This window comes from Rhodanobacter sp. OK091 (genome assembly GCF_900142825.1).
Classification (GTDB): Bacteria; Pseudomonadota; Gammaproteobacteria; order Xanthomonadales; family Rhodanobacteraceae; genus Rhodanobacter.
The window spans coordinates 972487-990144 of the sequence record NZ_FRCH01000002.1 but is presented as its reverse complement, the minus strand read 5'-3'; the positions used below and the strand labels follow the sequence as shown (position 1 = coordinate 990144).

Below are 17658 nucleotides of genomic sequence, written 5' to 3'. Positions count from 1 at the left end.
GTAGGGCTTAGCGCTGGCGAGCCTTGAAACGGGGGTTGCTCTTGCAGATCACGAACACCTTGCCGCGACGACGCACAATCTTGCAATCGCGGTGCCGCGCCTTGGCGGACTTCAAAGAGTTAAGCACCTTCACGGCCGGCTCCTGACACTAAAGACGAAAATGTAAGCTCGCAAGTGTAACGACTCCAAGGGCTTATCACAAGCCCGGCGTGGCGACAGTATCGGCCACGGTGGCGAGAAACTGCTGCAACGCCGGAGAACGATCGCCGGCACGGCTGGCCACCGCCAGTAGCAGGTGGGCATCGGAATCCTCCAGCGATACGTAACTGATTCCGGCCAGTTGTACGGTGCGCATGCTGGCCGGGACCAGAGCCAGCCCCAGACCGGCAGCGACGAGCGCCAGCAAGCCGTTGATCTGCTGCGCATGCTGGGCAATTGTCGGTTGGAAGCCCGCCGTCGCCGCCAGTTTCACCAACCGGTCGTAAAGCGTGGAAGCGAGTTCGCGCGGCTGCGAAACAAACGCATCACCCGCCACTTCGGCCAGACGCAGACTGTCGCGTTTGGCCAGATGGTGGCCAGCGGGCAGGGCGAGCAGCAGGGGTTCGCGATCAATCACATCAAACCGCAGGTCACGGGCATCCAGCGCATGGACCGGCTCATCGCGAACAAAACCAACGTCGATTTCGCCGGCCAGCAGCGCGGCGAACTGAGGCTCGGTATACATCTCGCTCAGTTTCAGGCGGACGTTGGGTGCGATCTGGCCATAGCGCAGCAAGGCCTGCGGCAGAGCAGGGTGGAACGACACCGAAACGGTATATGCCAATCGCAACTGGCCGCTGTAGCCGGCAGCGGCGGCGGTCACCTCGCTGCGTGCCTCGTCAGCCTTGGCCAGGATCTGCCGGGCCTGTTCCAGGAAGACCCGGCCTGGCTCCGTCAGGGCCACGTGACGCTTGGTACGCTCGAGCAAACGCACGCCCAGATCCTGTTCCAGCGACTGAATCTGCTGGGACAGGGGCGGTTGGGAGAGATGCAGGCGCAGGGCTGCGCGAGTGAAGCTCAGCTCCTCGGCGACGGCGACGAAGTAACGCAATTGGCGAAAATCAAACATATATCGATTGCGAATTAATACGACGCTAAATATATATTAGATACTTTATTGCGTCGATCATAAACTCTCTCCCGTCCCGCCACTTCCCTCCCCCCCTAGTGGCGGCGGCCCTGCTCCGCAGCGACGCTAAATACGATGTCTGGTTCAACTCCCCCCTGAACCCATATCGATGCGTCTTCCTGCGGAGCGCTTTCTTCGATACAACGACGCCGCTGCCTTTCGGACAGCGGCGTCGTTGTATCTGGCCGGTCAAGTCGTGCCGATCAGATCTGGCTGGCCAATCGGGTGCCTTGGGCGATCGCGCGTTTGGCATCGAGCTCAGCGGCGACATCAGCGCCGCCGATGACGTGCACCGTCAGTCCCGCCGCGATCAATTCATCGGCGAGCCGCCGATTAGGCTCCTGGCCAGCGCAGATCACCACGTTGTCGACCGGCAGGGTCTGCGCAACACCGTCGACGGTGATGTGCAGGCCTTGATCATCGAAACTCCGATAGCTGACGTTGCCCAGCATGGTGACTTGCTTGGCTTTCAGTGTGGCCCGGTGTACCCAGCCGGTGGTCTTGTTGAGCCGCGCGCCGGGACGGCCTTCACTGCGCTGCAATAGCCACATCTGTCGGGCTGGCGCTTCCGGCTGCGGTTTCTGCAAGCCGCCCCGTTGCGCCAGTTGCATGTCCACCCCCCATTCACGGGTCCAGCGCTCTACGTCGGTGGTGGGTGAGGGGGCGTGCTCGACCAGGAACTCCGCTACGTCGAAGCCAATGCCGCCTGCGCCGATAATGGCCACCCGAGGTCCCACCGGTTTGTGGTGGGCCAGTACATCCAGGTAGCTCAGCACGCGTGGATCGTCGCTGCCGGGAAAACTCACCGTACGTGGTGTGATGCCGGTGGCGATCACGACTTCGTCGTAATCCCCGGCGTGCAATGACGTTGCGTCTACGGTCTGGCCCAGCCGCACATCAACACTGCTGTCGCTCAATCGGTGGTGGAAATAACGCAGCGTCTCGTGGAATTCTTCCTTGCCGGGGATCTGCTTGGCATAGTTGAACTGGCCGCCGATCTCGCTGGCCTTGTCGATCAGCGTCACCGTGTGGCCGCGTTCGCCCAGCGTGCTGGCGCAAGCCATGCCGGCCGGGCCTGCACCAACGACCGCGATGCGTTTGGGCATGCTGGCAGGTTCGATTTTCAGCTCGGTTTCGTGGCAGGCGCGCGGGTTGACCAGACAACTGGCGCGCTTATTCTGAAATACATGATCGAGGCAGGCCTGGTTGCAAGCGATGCAGGTGTTGATGCGATCACTGCGACTTGCTTTGGCCTTGTTGGCCCAGTGCGGGTCGGCCAGCAACGGGCGCGCCATCGAGACCATGTCAGCCTCGCCGTCAGCGAGAATGCGTTCGGCGACGTCGGGCATGTTGATGCGGTTGGTAGTGATCAGCGGAATCGCCACCTCGCCCTTGAGCTTTTTGGTAACCCAGGCAAACCCCGCGCGCGGCACGCTAGTGACGATGGTGGGTATGCGCGCCTCGTGCCAGCCGATGCCGGTATTGATGATGCTGGCTCCGGCCGCTTCGATGGCGTTGGCCAGCGTCACGATCTCGCTCCAGTCCTGGCCGCCTTCGACCAGGTCGAGCATGGACAAGCGATAGATGATGATGAAGTTGCGGCCCACGGCCTGGCGTGTGCGCCGCACGATCTCGATGGCGAAACGCATGCGGCGGGTTGCGTCGCCACCCCAGGCATCGTTGCGCTGGTTGGTGCGCGCCGCGATGAACTGGTTGATCAAGTAGCCTTCCGAACCCATGATTTCGACACCGTCGTAGCCGGCGTCCTGCGCCAGTTTCGCGCAGTGCACGAAGTCGCGGATGGTGCGCTCTACGCCACGCGATGACAGCGCTCGCGGTGTGAACGGGGTGATCGGCGACTTGATCTTCGACGGCGCCACCGACAAGGGGTGATAGCCATAACGTCCGGCGTGCAGTATCTGCAGGCAGATACGACCGCCTTCGGCATGCACCGCGTGGGTGAGCTTGCGATGCCGCGGCTTGTGCCAGGGCATCGTGAGCCGGCCACCGAACGGTTTCAGCCAGCCCTCGATACTCGGTGCGATGCCGCCAGTGACCATCAGTCCGACACCACCGCGAGCCCGTTCGGCGAAATACGCCGCCAATTTGTCGTAATCGCCGGCCTTGTCCTCCAGCCCGGTATGCATCGACCCCATCAGGATGCGGTTGGGCAGGGTGATATGGCCCAGATCGAGCGGGGCGAACAGCTTCGGATAATTCATGCGACCTGCACAGGCTCAAACGATCGTATGAATGTGCCGGTGTTGGGTATCGAAAAGCAAGCGTCGGGTGGACCGGAGGTACAGCTCAGGCCTGAAACTCACGCCAGCAACTGGTGCACCAGCTCGATATAGCGGCGCATGGCTTCCTCTTCGGATACGCCGTTCAGTTTTGCCCAGGCCGCATGCTTGGCCGTGCCGACAAAGTCGAAAAACCCCGGCTGAGCCCGACGCAGATCGCCCTCGGAGCCTTGTTTGTACAGCGCATACAGCTTCAGCAAGGTGTCGTTGTCGGGGCGCGTACCCAATCGCTGGATATCCTCGGCGGCTTGTTCGAACTCGCGGCGAAGATCGGTCATAAGGCTGATTGGACTGGCAGGAAGAGCGGCTAGATAGCACGCGTTCCGGCTGGGGTCAACGCGTTAAACTTCCGCTTTCTTCCGTTCAGCCAGGAAATGCCATGAGCCATGCCGCACCCGTTCCCGTACTCACCATCGACGGGCCATCCGGGTCGGGCAAGGGCACCATCAGCGCACTGGTGGCGGAGCATCTGGGCTGGCGGCTGCTGGATTCGGGCGCCTTGTACCGTGCTGTGGGCTATGCCGCCGGCATGGCCGGCCTGGACTTGTCGGACGTAGATGCCGTGACCCGCTGCGCCCAATCCACCAAGATCCATTTCCGCGCCGCCGGCGATGGCGGCCAGACCCGGGTGATCGTCAACGGCCACGATGCCACCGACGAATTGCGCACCGAAACCGCCGGTGCGGCAGCTTCGGCGATCGCCTCGATGCCATCGGTGCGCGAGGCCCTGGTGGCGCTGCAACTGGGCTTTCGCAAGGCACCGGGGCTGGTTGCCGACGGGCGCGACATGGGCACGGTGATCTTTCCGGATGCCGCGTTCAAGGTTTTCCTTACCGCGAGCGCCGCCGAACGCGCGAAAAGACGCTATAAGCAGTTGAAGGAAAAGGGACTCAGCGTTACACTTGGCGGCCTTCAGCGCGAAATTGAGGCCCGTGACAGCCGCGATGCATCGCGCGCGGTCGCGCCGCTCAAGCCTGCCGAAGATGCCGTGCTGGTGGATACCACCGGAATGGGCATCGACGAGGTCGTCGCGAAAGTACTTTCCGTCGTACAGCCTTGATCGGGTTGTACGACGGTTTCTGCGCCCCTGCTGCGGCAGGGGATTTTGGCCAACGGTGACCACGGTCGGTTCTCGATGAACCACCCGAAGACACCCCAACCGGTGGACCGGAACGTTCGTGCGCAACACATCGACAAGCGCAACGGACCACGGTCTTTTCCCACTATGGAATCAACATGACTGAAAGTTTTGCCGAACTGTTTGAACAGAGCCAACAGGCTATCTCCAAGCTGAAGCCCGGCGCCATCGTCACCGGCATCGTTGTGGAAATCCGCAATGACGTCGTCGTGATCAATGCTGGCCTGAAGAGCGAAGGCATCGTCCCGATCGAGCAGTTCAAGAGCGAGGACGGTGTGCTGGAGGTGCAGGTAGGCGACGAGGTGAAGGTTGCCCTCGAAGCTTTGGAAGACGGTTTCGGCGAGACCAAGCTGTCGCGCGAGAAGGCCAAGCGCTCGATGGTGTGGGACGACCTCGAGCAGGCGTTCGACAAGGAAGAGACCATCGTTGGTCTGATTTCCGGCAAGGTCAAAGGTGGTTTCACGGTCGACATCAAGGACGTCCGCGCATTCCTGCCGGGCTCGCTGGTCGATGTGCGCCCCGTGCGCGACCCGGTGTTCCTCGAGGGCAAGGAACTCGAATTCAAGATCATCAAGCTCGATCGCAAGCGCAACAACGTGGTGGTCAGCCGCCGCGCCGTGGTCGAGACCGAGTTCTCCGCCGAGCGCGAGCAGCTGCTTGAGCGCCTGACCGAAGGCGCCGTGGTCAAGGGCACCGTCAAGAACCTCACCGACTACGGCGCGTTCGTGGACCTGGGTGGCATCGACGGCCTGCTGCACATCACCGACATGGCGTGGAAGCGTGTGCGCCATCCGTCCGAAGTGGTCAACGTTGGCGACGAGCTGGACGTGCGCGTGCTGAAGTACGACAAGGAGCGCAACCGCGTTTCGCTGGGCCTGAAGCAGCTGGGCGACGACCCGTGGGTCGCGATTGCCCGCCGTTATCCGGTCGGCAGCCGCCTGTTCGGCAAGGTCTCCAACGTCACCGATTACGGCTGCTTCGTCGAGATCGAGCCGGGCGTGGAAGGCCTGGTGCACGTGTCCGAGATGGACTGGACCAACAAGAACGTCAACCCGGCCAAGGTGGTTCAGGTCGGTGACGAGACCGAAGTCACCGTGCTGGACGTGGATGAGGAGCGTCGCCGCATCTCGCTGGGCATCAAGCAGACCCGGTCGAACCCGTGGGAAGCCTTCGCAGCGATGCACAAGAAGGGCGACAAGGTCTCCGGTCAGATCAAGTCGATCACCGACTTCGGCGTGTTCATCGGCCTGGACGGCGGCATCGATGGTCTGGTGCACCTGTCCGATATCTCCTGGCAGATGTCCGGCGAAGATCTGGTCCGCAACTTCAAGAAGGGCGACGAGATCGAGGCTGTGGTGCTGGCTGTCGATCCGGAGCGTGAGCGCATCTCGCTCGGCATCAAGCAGATGGAACAGGATCCGTTCGGTCAGTTCATGGCGGCGAATCCGCGCGGCACCATCGTCAACGGCACCGTCAAGGAAGTCGATGCGAAGGGTGCGGTGATCGATCTGGGTGAGGGCGTCGAGGGTTACCTGCGCGCCAACGACATCGCCAAGGAGCGCATCGAGGATGCCACGCTGCATCTGAAGGTGGGCGACAAGGTCGAAGCCAAGTTCACCGGCATGGATCGCAAGGGTCGCCAGTTGGCGCTCTCGATCCGCGCGAAGGACGAGGAAGATGTACCGGAGGCAGCGGGGGCCGACTACGCGTCCGCAGCCAGCGGTACGACCAAGCTTGGTGCGTTGCTCAAAGAGCAGTTCAACAAGGCTGATTGATCGCCATTACGAGCCCGACACGGGGCGGCACATCGCCGCCCCGTTGTTTCATGTCACGGACATTGGGGTCCCATGACCAAATCCGAATTGATCGAAGCGCTGGCCATGCGCCAGACCCATCTTGCGTTTGCCGACGTCGAGATGGCCGTCAAGAGCGTGATCGAACAGATGAGTCATGCGTTGGCTCACGGCGAACGCATCGAGGTGCGTGGGTTCGGCAGCTTTGCGCTGCATTACCGACCGCCACGCATGGGTCGCAACCCGAAGACAGGCGAAGCCGTGGCGTTGCCCGGCAAGCATGTCCCGCATTTCAAACCGGGCAAGGAATTGCGCGAACGCGTCAACCTGGATCTGGAAGAGCAAGCGGGCTGATACGGCAAGAAAGAAGTTCATCGAAGGCAGGCGACGCAAGTCGATCCTGCCTTCTTTTTTGCCTGAAATCCGGGGCAGGGTGCACGTCGTTCCGGATCGATGCCACGTCGATGGCCCAGGCTGTCTGTGGCTGTGCCTGTCACGGTCAATCGGGTAAAGTCGTGGCATGCGATTGCTTGCCATCATTGTCCTGCTCATCTTCATTGCCGCCGGCGTTGTGCTGGGTGCGCTCAACGCCGATCTGGTCGGCTACGATCTCGCGTTCGCCCGGGTCCAACTGCCCAAAGGCGCCGCCTTGCTGGGCGGCGTGGTGATCGGCTGGTTGCTGGGCGGACTTACCGCGTGGCTCGGAGTCAGCTCGCGCCAGCGTAGGCAGCGCCGCCAGCAATCGCGTGCGGACAAGAGGGTTCCGGCCAAACCATGAATCTCCTGTATGTGCTTGTTCCGCTGGTGCCAGTGGCGTTCGTACTGGGCTGGTGGGCCTCCCGCCAGGTGGGTGCGCGCCGATCCGGCGCCGAAGTCAGCGAGCTGTCCTCGGACTACTTCCGCGGCCTGAACTACCTGCTCAACGAGGAGCAGGACAAGGCGATCGAGGTCTTCCTCAAGCTGGCCGAGTACAACCGCGACACGGTCGAGACGCATCTGGCGCTGGGCAATTTGTTTCGTCGTCGCGGCGAGGTGGATAGGGCGATCCGCTTGCATCAGCACCTGGTCTCGCGACCGGGCCTGTCCGATGCTATGAAGACAGTCGCACTGCTGGAACTCGGCGAAGATTACATGCGCGCCGGTCTGCTCGACCGCGCCGAAGCCCTGTTCGCCGACCTGGTCGCGATGGATGCGCATGCGCCTTCGGCGTTGCGCCATCTGATCGCGATCTATCAACACGAACGCGACTGGCACAAGGCGATCGAACACGCCCGCCGGCTGGAAGTGATGACCGGCGAGGACGAGGCGCCGATGATCGCCCAGTTCTACTGCGAGCTGGCCGATCGTTCGCGTCAGCATGGCGCCCGTGCAGAAGCCCGCGATTATCTGCAGCAGGCATTCAAGTGCCAGCCCGATTGCGTACGCGCCTTCATGCTGACCGGCCGTCTGCAATCAGAGGATGGCCACCACGCCGAGGCAGTGACGGCGTATGAGGCGGCAGTGGACGCCGATATCGCGTTCACTCCGGAAATCCTGCCGCCGCTGCTCAACAGCTACGCCCATTCGCAGCAGATGGAAAGAGCGGAAATATTCCTGCGCAACATGCTCGAGCGTTATCACGGCGTCTCGCCGGTATTGGCGCTGACCCACCTTTACCGACAGCGCGATGGCGAGCGTGCGGCGATCGACTTCCTGACGACCCAATTGCGCCTGCGGCCATCGGTGAGAGGGCTGATGGCGTTGATCGATGCCACCATGGACAAGATCGAAGGCGAGGCGCGTGAAAACTTCCTGATCTTGCGCGACCTGACCAAGAAGCTGCTGGAAGGCCAGGCGATGTATCGCTGCAGCCGCTGCGGTTTCGGTGCCAAAGCACATCACTGGCAGTGCCCCAGCTGCAAGAGCTGGAGTACGATCCGGCCGATTCACGGCGTCGCCAGCGAGTGAGACGAAATTAGTATGTACACGGCCACGGGATGGTTGCTGACCAGCTTCCTGATCACGTTGCTGCTGGCGCGCGGCGCGATCGGTTACGCATATCGTCGCGGCATGCTCGATCATCCCGGGCAGCGCCGCTCGCATCGTCTGCCGACCCCGCGCGGCGGCGGTATCGGCATCGTCGTGGCGATGTTGATCTGCCTGCCCGGCACATTGCGGAGCCTGCCGGCCGCATGGCCGTCCAGTGTGATCGGCGGTCTGCTCGTCGCACTTCTGGTGGTGGCACTGGCCGGCTGGTGGGACGATCATCGCGCGCTGCCGGTATGGCCGCGGCTGGGTGCGCAGGTGCTGGCTGCCGGGGTGTTTTCGATCACCTTGCTGATGACCGGCTTGTCGTGGTGGTGGCTGCCGCTGCTGTTGATCGGCGGTATATGGAGCGTCAACCTACACAATTTCATGGACGGTATCGATGGGTTGCTGGCGCAGCAGGCGATCTTCGTCGGCGGCGGCCTGGCGTTGCTGGCGTGGGCTGCGGCACAGCCCGCGCTGGCGCTCGCTGCGGCCAGCCTGGCGACAGCCGCGTTGGGTTTCTGGTACTACAACCGGCCGCCGGCGCGGATTTTCATGGGCGATGTCGGTAGCGGCAGCGTGGGTTTGCTGATCTTCGCGTTCAGCGCGATGCTGTGGCGGCAAAACCAGGCCTTGTTGTGGCCGGCCATGATCCTGTCGTCGGCGTTCGTGGCGGACGCCAGCCTCACGTTGCTGACCCGAATATGGCGCGGACGGCGCTGGTACACTGCACATCGCGAACACCTTTACCAGTGGCTGGTACGTCTTGGTGGAACACATGCACGGGCGGATGCCATTTATCTGGGCTGGAACTTGCTGATCGCGGCACCCTCGGCCTGGTTGGCCTGGAGTCATCTGCAAATGGCGCTGCCGATTACCATCGTCGTCTATCTGGGAGCCGCAGCCGCCTGGCTGATGCTGAAACGTCGCTGTTTGCGACGCCACTTGCCCAAGGCCCATCATGCTGCTGCGTAAACTGGTCGGTTTCATTCATCCGCGCATTGCGGTCGTGCTGCACGATCTGACGATGGCGGCACTGGCGTGGTGGATCGCCAAACTGCTGCGGTATGCCTTGAAGCCGGACGAGATCGTCAGCTTCCACATGCTCGAAATTCCGATCGTGCTGCTGGTGCAGGGGCTGATTTTCCGCTGGACAGGGTTGTACCGCAGCGTCTGGCGCTTCGCCAGCCTGCCGGATCTGTGGAACATCCTGCGCGCCGCGGTGGCTGGCGCAGTGGCGATCTATGTCGCGCTGTTCCTGTACAACCGGCTCGACAGCGTACCGCGCTCGGTGCTGCTGCTTTATCCGATCCTGCTTGCGGTGATGCTCGGCGCTCCAAGACTGCTCTACCGGTACTGGAAGGACAGCCGCAACGATCTGCTGCAGAACCAGATACTCAAGCGGGTGCTGATCGTGGGCGCGGATCGGGCCGGCGAAGTTCTCTCGCGCGATCTGCATCACGACAGTCGTTATTCGGTGGTCGGTTTCGTCGACGACAAGGCCAGTCTGCGCGGCGCCAGCATCAATGGCCATCCGGTGCTGGGTCGCTTCGACCAGTTGCCCGAAGTGGCACGCGAGGCGGCGGTCGACATGTTGCTGATCGCGCTGCCGGGAGCGTCGACCGTCGAGATGCGGCGGGTGGTATCGCTGTGCGACGAAACCGATCTGCCGTACCGGACAGTGCCGCGGCTGGAAGACGTGGTTGCCGGCAGGGCGCAGTTCAACCAGATCAAGGAAGTGGCGATCGAGGATCTGCTGGGCCGCGACGCGGTGGAGCTGGACTGGACCGCGATCCGTGAAACGCTGAGTGCGCGCCGCGTGCTGGTGACCGGCGGCGGCGGTTCGATCGGCTCGGAGTTGTGCCGGCAGGTTGCGCGGCTCGGCGCGCAATCGCTTACCGTGGTCGAGCAGAGCGAATACAACCTGTACCGCATCACCCAGGAACTGCGTGCGGATTTCCCCGAGCTGATCCTCGACGGCATCCTGGCCAATTGCGGCGATCAACCGGCGATGCAGCAGGCGTTTGCGAATGCCCAGCCCCAAGTGGTGTTCCATGCGGCAGCCTATAAGCATGTGCCCATGCTGCAGGGACAACTGCGTGCAGCCTTCAGCAACAACGTGCTGGGTACGCGCACGGTAGCCGACGCGGCACGTGCGTTCGGGGTCGAGTGCTTCGTATTGATCTCCACCGACAAGGCAGTCAACCCAACCAGCGTGATGGGCGCCTGCAAGCGTGTCGCGGAGATCTACTGTCAGAACCTCAACGCGCATGCCGATACCCATTACATGACGGTGCGTTTCGGCAACGTGCTGGATTCGGCCGGATCGGTGGTGCCGCTGTTCCGTGAGCAGATCCACAACGGCGGTCCGGTCACCGTGACTCATCCGGAGATTTCGCGCTACTTCATGACGATTCCCGAGGCCTGCCAGCTGATCCTGCAGACCGCGAGCATCGGCAAGGGCGGCGAGATTTTCGCGCTCGACATGGGCGAGCCGGTGAAGATCCGCGACCTGGCCGAACAGATGATCCGCCTGGCCGGCAAGAAGCCGGGCAGCGAAATCCCGATCGTCTACACCGGCTTGCGCGCCGGCGAGAAACTGTTCGAGGAACTGTTCCACCCGCTGGAAAATTACAGTGCCACCGAGCACGCCAAGATTTTCCTGGCGCAGCACCGCGAGGTATCGTGGGAATTGCTGCAGGCGCTGTTGAACAAGGCTGCCGAGGCCGTCACCGTTTTCGATGAAGAAGAACTTCGCCGCTGCGTGTCCAGCCTGCTGCCCTCGTTCCGCTGGAGCGAATCGGCACAACCGGACAACGTGGTGTCGATCCGCCGCGCCAATCCGGAGATCAATGAGTGAGCAAACCCCTGCGTAAAGTGGTTTTTCCCGTCGCCGGGCTCGGCACACGCTTTCTGCCCGCGACCAAGGTGGTCGCCAAGGAAATGCTGCCGGTCCTCGACAAGCCGCTGATTCAATATGCTGTCGACGAGGCGGTGGATGCCGGCGCCGACACCTTGATCTTCGTTACCAATCGCTACAAGCACGCGATTGCCGATTACTTCGACAAGGCTTACGAGCTGGAAGCGAAGCTGCAGGAAAAAGGCAAAGACGAATTGCTGGCGCTGGTGCAGGGCACCTTGCCGCGACATGTACGGGCCATCTTCGTAACCCAGCCGGAGGCGCTCGGCCTTGGCCATGCCGTGTTGTGCGCCAGGCCGGTGGTCGGCGATGAACCGTTTGGCGTGGTGTTGCCCGACGATCTGATCTGGAACGGCCCGACAGGCAGCGGCAAGGGCGCGCTGCGGCAGATGGCCGAGCTGGCCGAGGCGCAGCAGGCGGGTGTGATCGCTGTCGAAGAAGTGCCGCATAGCGAGACCGACAAGTACGGCATCGTCGACGCCACGCGAATCGACGAGCGCAGTGCGTTGATCCGCTACATGGTCGAAAAGCCCAAGCCGGCCGACGCGCCCTCGAATCTGGCCGTGGTCGGCCGTTACGTGCTGCCCGGCCGCATCTTCCAGCTGCTGGAACAGACCACGCCCGGTGCCGGCGGCGAAATCCAGCTCACCGACGCGATCGAAGCCTTGCTGATGGAACAGGGCAAGGTGCTGGCCTATCGCTTCGAAGGCACTCGCTTCGATTGCGGCAACAAGGCCGGGCTGGTGCGCGCCACCATGCATATGGCGATGCAGGATCCGACGCTGGTGCCGACCGTGCGCGCTTTTCTCCAGCAACTCTGAAACCCCTACGCTGCATGCGGCCGAGTGCTGCATGCAGCTTCCATCAAGATCCATGTTTGAGGAATATGCTTGCTCGATCCCGGGCCCCGGTGTGAGCTTGCTCCGCAGCATGAACTCGTCCTCGTCTTCGTCCTATTACCGCGCAACGGCTACGCCGTACACGCCCTATGTGCCGCATCTAGGCAATACCCATGCGCGGGTCGTCATCATCGGCGGTGGCTTTGCAGGACTGAATACGGCGCTGGGCCTGGCGGAACGCGGCGTGCGCGATGTGGTGTTGCTGGAGCGCGAGCAGATCGGCTTTGGCGCCTCCGGCCGCAATGGCGGTTTCGTGTTTGCCGGCTACTCGCTGGGCGAGCAATCGCTGCTTGATCAGCTGGGCGAGGTGCGTGCGCAGGCTTTGTTCAAGCTCACCACCGAAGCGGTGCAGCGCATCCGCCAGCGCATCGCCGATTACGCCATTCCCTGCAGCGCCGTCGATCAAGGTGTGATCTGGGCCAACTGGTTCCGCGATCCCGGTGTGCTGCGCCAGCGTCAGCAGCTCCTGGCCGAGCATTACGGCGTGCAGTGGCAATGGCTGCCCGAAGCGGAATTGCGCGAACGCGTCCGCAGCGAGCGCTACCACGACGGTCTGTACGAGCGCGATGCGTTGCATCTGCACCCGCTGAACTACGCGATCGGTCTGGCTGCGGCGGCAGCCGGGCAAGGTGTGCGCATCCATGAGAACAGCGGTGTCCGCAGCCTTACCCGCGAGGGTCTGCAGTGGCGCGTGCGCACCGCGCAGGGCGAACTGCTCGCCGATCAGGTGGTGCTGGCGTGCGGCGGTTATCTGGCTGGTCTGCAGAAGCCGATCGATCGGGCGATCCTGCCGATCGCCACCTACGTCATGGTGACCGAGCCGCTGGGGCATCGGATGGACGATTGCCTGCACACCCGTGCGGCGATCTACGACAGTCGTTTCGCGTTCGATTACTACCGCGCACTACCGGACACCCGGCTGCTGTGGGGCGGTCGCATCTCGATCCGCAACCGTTCGCCGCAGGCGGTGCGCCGGCTGCTGATGAAAGACCTGCTGCGGGTATTCCCGCAATTGCAAGGCGTCAAGATCGACTACGCCTGGTCGGGCCTGATGAGTTACGCACGCCATCAGATGCCCCAGATCGGAGGAGGACTCGGCGGCAGCGACAACGGACTCTGGTGGGCGCAGGCATTCGGCGGGCATGGCCTGGCGCCGACCTGCGTGGCCGGCGAACTGCTGGCGGCAGCGATAGCCAGTGGCGACGATCGCTGGAAGCAGTTTGCCGACTATGGTCTGAGCCGTACACATCGGCCGTTCGGCTATCTTGGTGCGCAGACTGCCTACTGGTGGCAGCAAGGCCGCGATTGGTTGAAGACGAGGTTGGAAGGATGAGCGAAGCGGATCAGGGCGAAATCAGCTGGGCCGATTTCGAGAAGGTGCGGATCGTTGCCGGCACGGTGATACGGGTGGAACCGTTTCCCGAAGCGCGCAAGCCGGCGTGGAAAGTGTGGGTGGATTTCGGCCCGTATGGCGAGAAGAAGACCAGCGCGCAGATCGCCGCGCTGTATGGCGCCGAGCAACTCGTCGGCCGCCAGATCGTAGGCGTCATCAACTTCCCCGAAAAGCAGATCGGTCCATTTCGTTCGCAGTTCCTGCTTACCGGATTCCACACCGACGACGGTGTGGTGCTGACCGCGGTCGAACGTCCTGTGCCCAACGGCACGCGACTGGCCTAGGCAGGCCACTCTCCTTGCGTAGGTGATCGAGCGGGTCAGCCCGCTGCCGCGACCGGCACTGTCCGGGGCTGTCGCCGAATGGCCAGCGCGATGCCTGCCGCGACCAGTCCGGTAACACCGGCGACGACGAACGGTTCCAGATAACTGCCGCCCTGGGTACGCATGAAACCCGCATAGAACGCTGCACTGGCGGCACCGATCTGATGGCCTGCCGCCACCCAGCCGAACACCACGGGCGCATCGCGGTCACCGAAGGCTTCGCTGGCCAGGCGCAGGGTGGGCGGAACGGTAGCGATCCAGTCCAGGCCATAGAACACGCCGAACAGCGACAAGCTGGAGAACGAGAAATCGGAGTAGGGCAGCCAGATCAGCGACAGTCCCCGCAAGCCGTAATACATGAACAGCAATTTGCGTGGGTCATAGCGGTCACTGAGCCAGCCCGACAGTGTGGTGCCGATCAGGTCGAATGCGCCCATCATCGCCAGCAGGCCTGCGGCGCGGACCTCGGGGATGCCATGGTCGCCGCACATCGCGATGAAGTGCGTGCCGATCAGTCCGTTGGTGGTGAAGCCGCAGATGAAGAACGTGGCGAACAGAAGCCAGAAGGTCCGCTGCCGCGACGCCATGACCAGGGTGCCCAGCGCGATCGCGAGCAGGTTGCGGCGCGGCGGCTCGACGGTCTCCTCGCCGGTCGCACCGTAGGGGCGCAGACCGATGTCGGCCGGGCGTTCGGGCAGCAGCCACCAGGCCAGCGGTATCAACAGCGCGCAACCGGCCGCCACTGTCCACACCACCGGCCGCCAGCCACCGTGTCCAGCCAGCGCCGCCAGGATCGGCAGGAAGGCCAGCGTGCCGGTGGCGGTGCTCGCGGTAAGCAGACCCATCATGAGGCCGCGATGAGTGACGAACCAGCGGTTGACCACGGTGGCGCCCAGCACGATGGCCACGCAGCCGGAGCCGATGCCGGAGAAGATTCCCCACGTCACCAGCAGGTGCCACGGTTCGCTCATCCACGCGCTGGCGGAGATCGACACCGCCATCAGGGCCAGCGCGCCGATCAGCGTGCGGCGGATGCCCACCGCCTGCATCAGCGCGGCGGCGAACGGTCCCACCATGCCGTACAGGAAGATGCCCACCGCCGCCGAAAGCGAGATGGTGTCGCGACTCCAGCCAAAGGCCTGGCCCAGCGGCAGGATCAGCACGCCCGGTGCGGCGCGGACACCGGCGGCGGCGAGGAGGGCGAGAAAGATCACGCCGGCGACGACGAAGGCGTAGTTCTGGCCGAAGGGACGGCTGCGCTGTATAGTCATGTTACCGCTCGGTACGGAATTGGGCGAATCATACGTACCGATCGGTAACATCGTCAACCGCGCCCAGGTCATGTCCACGAAACGTCCCGTCAAGCCCGCCGATGCCGCAGCCGCCAGCGCCAAGCCACGCGCCGCCGAGCGCATTCGCAGCATGGCGCGCGAACTGTTCTATCGCGAAGGCATCCGCGCCATCGGCGTGGAGGAAATCGTGAGCCGCGCCGGCGTGACCAAGCCCAGCCTCTATCGCAGCTATGCATCGAAGGACGAACTCGCCGCCGAGTACCTGCGCGACTACGAGGCCGAATTCTGGAAGCGCTTCGAGGCGGGTGCCGAAACGCATCCGGGCGATCCGCGCGCCCAACTGCTGGCGTACTTCCGCGGGCTCGCCGAGCGCGCCGTGCGGCCGGGCTATCGCGGCTGCGGACTGACCAATGCGGTGGTGGAATACCCGGGCAATGAGCATCCGGCCCGCAAGGTGTCGCAAACCCACAAACGCAAGCTGCGCGCGCGCTTGGTCGAGATGTCCGAAGCCATGGGCGCGAAGTCGCCCGCGACGTTGGCCGATGGGCTGCTGTTGTTGCTCGAAGGCACCTACGTCTCCGGCCAGCTGTTCGACAGAGACGGGCCGGCCCGTTCGCTGGTCGCTGTCGCCGAGCAGTTGATCAACTCTTCCACGCGTTGAACCACGCTCATTGCGTGCGGCGTTGCGCGCTGTCCAGCCACACGGCGAGACCTTGCGCGTTGAGTTCGATGTCCATGGCTAGCAGGCGGCAAAGTGCTTCGCGGCCTTGGCTCCAGCCGTGTGCCTCGGCGCGTTCCGCATAGAGGTCGGTCAGCGACGCGATGAGCGCGGCGTGTCGATCCGGCCGGCCGTGCGCAGCGCGAGCCAGCGCCACCATCGCGTCGATCTGCTGGTGCAGGTCGGTCGCCAGCTTCGCCACGTTCTCCACCCGGTCGAAGTGAGTGAGGTACATCGCCTCGGGCTGCAACGCGATCAGGCGGTCGATCGATGCGTGCAAAGCGTCCGGATCGAATTGCACCGGCGAGGTGGTGGGCAGGATGAACGGGCCGTTTCCGGTATCGAATTCGCGATAGGAAAGACCAAACACGTCGCCGGTGAAGCAGACGTTGGCGCGTGCGTCGTGGATCGCGATGTGATGCTTGGCGTGGCCGGGCGTATCGATGCAGCGCAGGGAGCGTCCAGCCAGATCGACCACATGGCCGTCAGCCGCCTCGACCACGCGTTCGGCGGGTATCGGGCGCAGACGCCCGTACTCGCGTTCCATCACTTCCTCGCCATACACGGCGCTGGCACCGGCCCACAGCGCCGACGGGTCGATCATGTGCCGGGCGCCGCGCGGGTGCACCACCAGCTTCGCGTTCGGCAGCTGCGCGATCAGCTCGCCGGCACCACCGGCATGATCCAGATGGACGTGGGTGAGAATCAGCCAGTCCACCTCGGCGGCCGTGATCCCGGCCCCGCCCAGCGCAGCCAGCATGCGCGGTACGGAGAAGTTGGTACCGCAGTCGATGAACGCGCCGCGTCCGTTCTCGATGATCAGATACGCCGCATCGAACTGCGGCCGTACGAAGCCGGTGTCGATGGTATGGATGCCGTGGATGGTCATGCCCGTCTCGCGATCAGTCGATCCGGCGAGGGTAGCAAGCTGTCGCCGAATCGGCACTTGCACCTTGGTTGAGCCAGTCTGGAGCCGGTGCACCACGTCAGCCCGGCAGGCAGGCAAACTGCGGTAGGCTAGCCGCGCACGGGGAATCAGGGGAGTCGTCAATGCGTTGCCTGCTCATGATCGCCGCACTGTTCCTGGGAAATGCATGGTCCGCGCCCGCGGCGGAAGTCGTTGTGCATCTCAGCGACGGTCGGGGCCACCCTGTGAACGACGCGGTAATCATGTTGACGCCGGCTACGGCCGCCGTCGCAAAATCCCCCGCGGGGCCGCCAGCCACCTACATCATTGACCAGCACGACGAGTCCTTCATTCCGTACGTGCAGGTGCTCCGTCCCGGCGACAAGGTGGTGTTCCGCAACAGTGACAGCACGCGTCATCACGTTTATTCGTTCGCCGCAATCAAGACGTTCGAATTCGTGCTGCGCCCGGGCGAAAGTTCGCCCGCGCTCAGCATGGATCAGGCTGGTATCGCTGCCGTCGGCTGCAACATCCACGATCACATGGCCACCTACCTGTTCGTATCGGCGGTGCCGGCCATCGCGATGTCCAGCCACGACGGCAGTGCGACGCTAGGTCATCTCGCTCCTGGCCGCTACACCGCACAGGTGTGGCATCCGCAATTGCATCCGGGCCATCCGGAGCCGATCCAGAATGTGACGATCGTGGGCGACACCGACACAGTGCAGCTGAGTATTACGCTGTCGCTGCTGCCGGACCCGCGCATGTCCATGGATCGCGAACATCTGGATTACTGAGCC

18 protein-coding genes are annotated in these 17658 nt (G+C 63.4%); 12 read left to right on the top strand and 6 right to left on the bottom strand.

Annotated elements, in window-relative coordinates; genetic code table 11:
• Positions 1-7 precede the first annotated feature (7 nt).
• The 4 genes from ykgO to BUA26_RS13690 form a co-directional block, all read right to left on the bottom strand.
• A complete protein-coding gene (gene ykgO / locus BUA26_RS13705) occupies positions 8-133 on the bottom strand; it encodes a type B 50S ribosomal protein L36 (protein ID WP_007080705.1) in 126 nt (41 codons plus the stop codon).
• Between the two features lie 63 nt (positions 134-196).
• Positions 197-1108, bottom strand: coding sequence for a LysR substrate-binding domain-containing protein (locus tag BUA26_RS13700; RefSeq protein WP_072761369.1), 912 nt, complete (start codon positions 1106-1108; stop codon positions 197-199).
• 263 nt (positions 1109-1371) lie between these two features.
• Positions 1372-3390: an NADPH-dependent 2,4-dienoyl-CoA reductase gene (locus BUA26_RS13695; protein ID WP_072761368.1), complete on the bottom strand. Its 2019-nt coding sequence runs from the start codon at positions 3388-3390 to the stop codon at positions 1372-1374.
• A gap of 98 nt (positions 3391-3488) precedes the next feature.
• On the bottom strand, positions 3489-3746 hold the full coding sequence (locus tag BUA26_RS13690; protein ID WP_072761367.1) for an acyl-CoA-binding protein: 258 nt from the start codon (positions 3744-3746) through the stop codon (positions 3489-3491).
• Positions 3747-3847: 101 nt separating this feature from the next.
• Here BUA26_RS13690 and cmk point away from each other — a divergent pair, with 101 nt between their 5' ends.
• The 10 genes from cmk to BUA26_RS13640 all read left to right on the top strand — a co-directional run bounded on the left by cmk (position 3848) and on the right by BUA26_RS13640 (position 13902).
• A complete protein-coding gene (gene cmk / locus BUA26_RS13685; RefSeq protein WP_072761366.1) occupies positions 3848-4528 on the top strand; it encodes a (d)CMP kinase in 681 nt (226 codons plus the stop codon).
• 176 nt (positions 4529-4704) lie between these two features.
• Positions 4705-6381: a 30S ribosomal protein S1 gene (gene rpsA, locus BUA26_RS13680; RefSeq protein WP_072761365.1), complete on the top strand. Its 1677-nt coding sequence runs from the start codon at positions 4705-4707 to the stop codon at positions 6379-6381.
• Between the two features lie 72 nt (positions 6382-6453).
• Positions 6454-6753 carry an integration host factor subunit beta gene (locus BUA26_RS13675; RefSeq protein ID WP_072761364.1) on the top strand — a complete coding sequence of 100 codons (300 nt, stop codon included), beginning with the start codon at positions 6454-6456 and terminating at the stop codon, positions 6751-6753.
• A 166-nt stretch (positions 6754-6919) separates the two neighbouring features.
• Entirely contained in the window at positions 6920-7177 is a 258-nt protein-coding gene (locus tag BUA26_RS13670) for a LapA family protein (RefSeq protein WP_072761363.1), read from the top strand.
• Positions 7174-8346: a lipopolysaccharide assembly protein LapB gene (lapB, locus tag BUA26_RS13665; protein ID WP_072761362.1), complete on the top strand. Its 1173-nt coding sequence runs from the start codon at positions 7174-7176 to the stop codon at positions 8344-8346. Before BUA26_RS13670 ends, lapB begins: the two co-directional genes overlap by 4 nt.
• Before the next feature lie 12 nt (positions 8347-8358).
• Positions 8359-9381 (top strand): MraY family glycosyltransferase, encoded by a 1023-nt coding sequence (locus BUA26_RS13660; RefSeq protein WP_072761361.1) that lies wholly within the window; start codon positions 8359-8361, stop codon positions 9379-9381.
• A complete protein-coding gene (locus BUA26_RS13655; RefSeq protein ID WP_072761360.1) occupies positions 9368-11266 on the top strand; it encodes a polysaccharide biosynthesis protein in 1899 nt (632 codons plus the stop codon). Before BUA26_RS13660 ends, BUA26_RS13655 begins: the two co-directional genes overlap by 14 nt.
• Entirely contained in the window at positions 11263-12147 is an 885-nt protein-coding gene (gene galU / locus BUA26_RS13650; protein WP_072761359.1) for a UTP--glucose-1-phosphate uridylyltransferase GalU, read from the top strand. The genes BUA26_RS13655 and galU overlap by 4 nt, the downstream gene beginning before the upstream one ends.
• Before the next feature lie 109 nt (positions 12148-12256).
• Positions 12257-13558: an NAD(P)/FAD-dependent oxidoreductase gene (locus BUA26_RS13645; protein ID WP_072761358.1), complete on the top strand. Its 1302-nt coding sequence runs from the start codon at positions 12257-12259 to the stop codon at positions 13556-13558.
• Positions 13555-13902, top strand: coding sequence for a tRNA-binding protein (locus BUA26_RS13640; protein WP_072761357.1), 348 nt, complete (start codon positions 13555-13557; stop codon positions 13900-13902). The genes BUA26_RS13645 and BUA26_RS13640 overlap by 4 nt, the downstream gene beginning before the upstream one ends.
• Positions 13903-13937: 35 nt before the next feature.
• Here the strand turns inward: BUA26_RS13640 and BUA26_RS13635 are convergent, their stop codons facing one another.
• Positions 13938-15212 (bottom strand): MFS transporter, encoded by a 1275-nt coding sequence (locus BUA26_RS13635; protein WP_072761356.1) that lies wholly within the window; start codon positions 15210-15212, stop codon positions 13938-13940.
• Between the two features lie 70 nt (positions 15213-15282).
• Here BUA26_RS13635 and BUA26_RS13630 point away from each other — a divergent pair, with 70 nt between their 5' ends.
• Positions 15283-15894, top strand: coding sequence for a TetR/AcrR family transcriptional regulator (locus BUA26_RS13630; protein ID WP_072761607.1), 612 nt, complete (start codon positions 15283-15285; stop codon positions 15892-15894).
• Between the two features lie 7 nt (positions 15895-15901).
• Here BUA26_RS13630 and BUA26_RS13625 read toward each other — a convergent pair whose 3' ends face one another.
• Positions 15902-16840, bottom strand: a complete 939-nt coding sequence (locus tag BUA26_RS13625) for an MBL fold metallo-hydrolase (protein ID WP_072761355.1) — start codon at positions 16838-16840, stop codon at positions 15902-15904.
• 161 nt (positions 16841-17001) lie between these two features.
• Between BUA26_RS13625 and BUA26_RS13620 the strand changes: the two genes are divergently transcribed.
• Positions 17002-17655, top strand: coding sequence for a cupredoxin domain-containing protein (locus BUA26_RS13620; protein WP_072761354.1), 654 nt, complete (start codon positions 17002-17004; stop codon positions 17653-17655).
• Positions 17656-17658 lie beyond the last annotated feature (3 nt).

What these genes read in the sequence shown, in the direction of transcription:
- BUA26_RS13630 (WP_072761607.1), top strand. Translation starts at nt 15,283, where the DNA reads ATGTCCACGAAACGTCCCGTCAAGCCCGCCGATGCCGCAGCCGCCAGC.
- cmk (WP_072761366.1), top strand. Translation starts at nt 3,848, where the DNA reads ATGAGCCATGCCGCACCCGTTCCCGTACTCACCATCGACGGGCCATCC.
- BUA26_RS13670 (WP_072761363.1), top strand. Translation starts at nt 6,920, where the DNA reads ATGCGATTGCTTGCCATCATTGTCCTGCTCATCTTCATTGCCGCCGGC.
- BUA26_RS13695 (WP_072761368.1), bottom strand. Translation starts at nt 3,390, where the DNA reads ATGAATTATCCGAAGCTGTTCGCCCCGCTCGATCTGGGCCATATCACC.
- BUA26_RS13635 (WP_072761356.1), bottom strand. Translation starts at nt 15,212, where the DNA reads ATGACTATACAGCGCAGCCGTCCCTTCGGCCAGAACTACGCCTTCGTC.
- BUA26_RS13645 (WP_072761358.1), top strand. Translation starts at nt 12,257, where the DNA reads ATGAACTCGTCCTCGTCTTCGTCCTATTACCGCGCAACGGCTACGCCG.
- BUA26_RS13660 (WP_072761361.1), top strand. Translation starts at nt 8,359, where the DNA reads ATGTACACGGCCACGGGATGGTTGCTGACCAGCTTCCTGATCACGTTG.
- BUA26_RS13640 (WP_072761357.1), top strand. Translation starts at nt 13,555, where the DNA reads ATGAGCGAAGCGGATCAGGGCGAAATCAGCTGGGCCGATTTCGAGAAG.
- rpsA (WP_072761365.1), top strand. Translation starts at nt 4,705, where the DNA reads ATGACTGAAAGTTTTGCCGAACTGTTTGAACAGAGCCAACAGGCTATC.
- lapB (WP_072761362.1), top strand. Translation starts at nt 7,174, where the DNA reads ATGAATCTCCTGTATGTGCTTGTTCCGCTGGTGCCAGTGGCGTTCGTA.
- BUA26_RS13690 (WP_072761367.1), bottom strand. Translation starts at nt 3,746, where the DNA reads ATGACCGATCTTCGCCGCGAGTTCGAACAAGCCGCCGAGGATATCCAG.
- BUA26_RS13675 (WP_072761364.1), top strand. Translation starts at nt 6,454, where the DNA reads ATGACCAAATCCGAATTGATCGAAGCGCTGGCCATGCGCCAGACCCAT.
- BUA26_RS13625 (WP_072761355.1), bottom strand. Translation starts at nt 16,840, where the DNA reads ATGACCATCCACGGCATCCATACCATCGACACCGGCTTCGTACGGCCG.
- BUA26_RS13620 (WP_072761354.1), top strand. Translation starts at nt 17,002, where the DNA reads ATGCGTTGCCTGCTCATGATCGCCGCACTGTTCCTGGGAAATGCATGG.
- BUA26_RS13655 (WP_072761360.1), top strand. Translation starts at nt 9,368, where the DNA reads ATGCTGCTGCGTAAACTGGTCGGTTTCATTCATCCGCGCATTGCGGTC.
- BUA26_RS13700 (WP_072761369.1), bottom strand. Translation starts at nt 1,108, where the DNA reads ATGTTTGATTTTCGCCAATTGCGTTACTTCGTCGCCGTCGCCGAGGAG.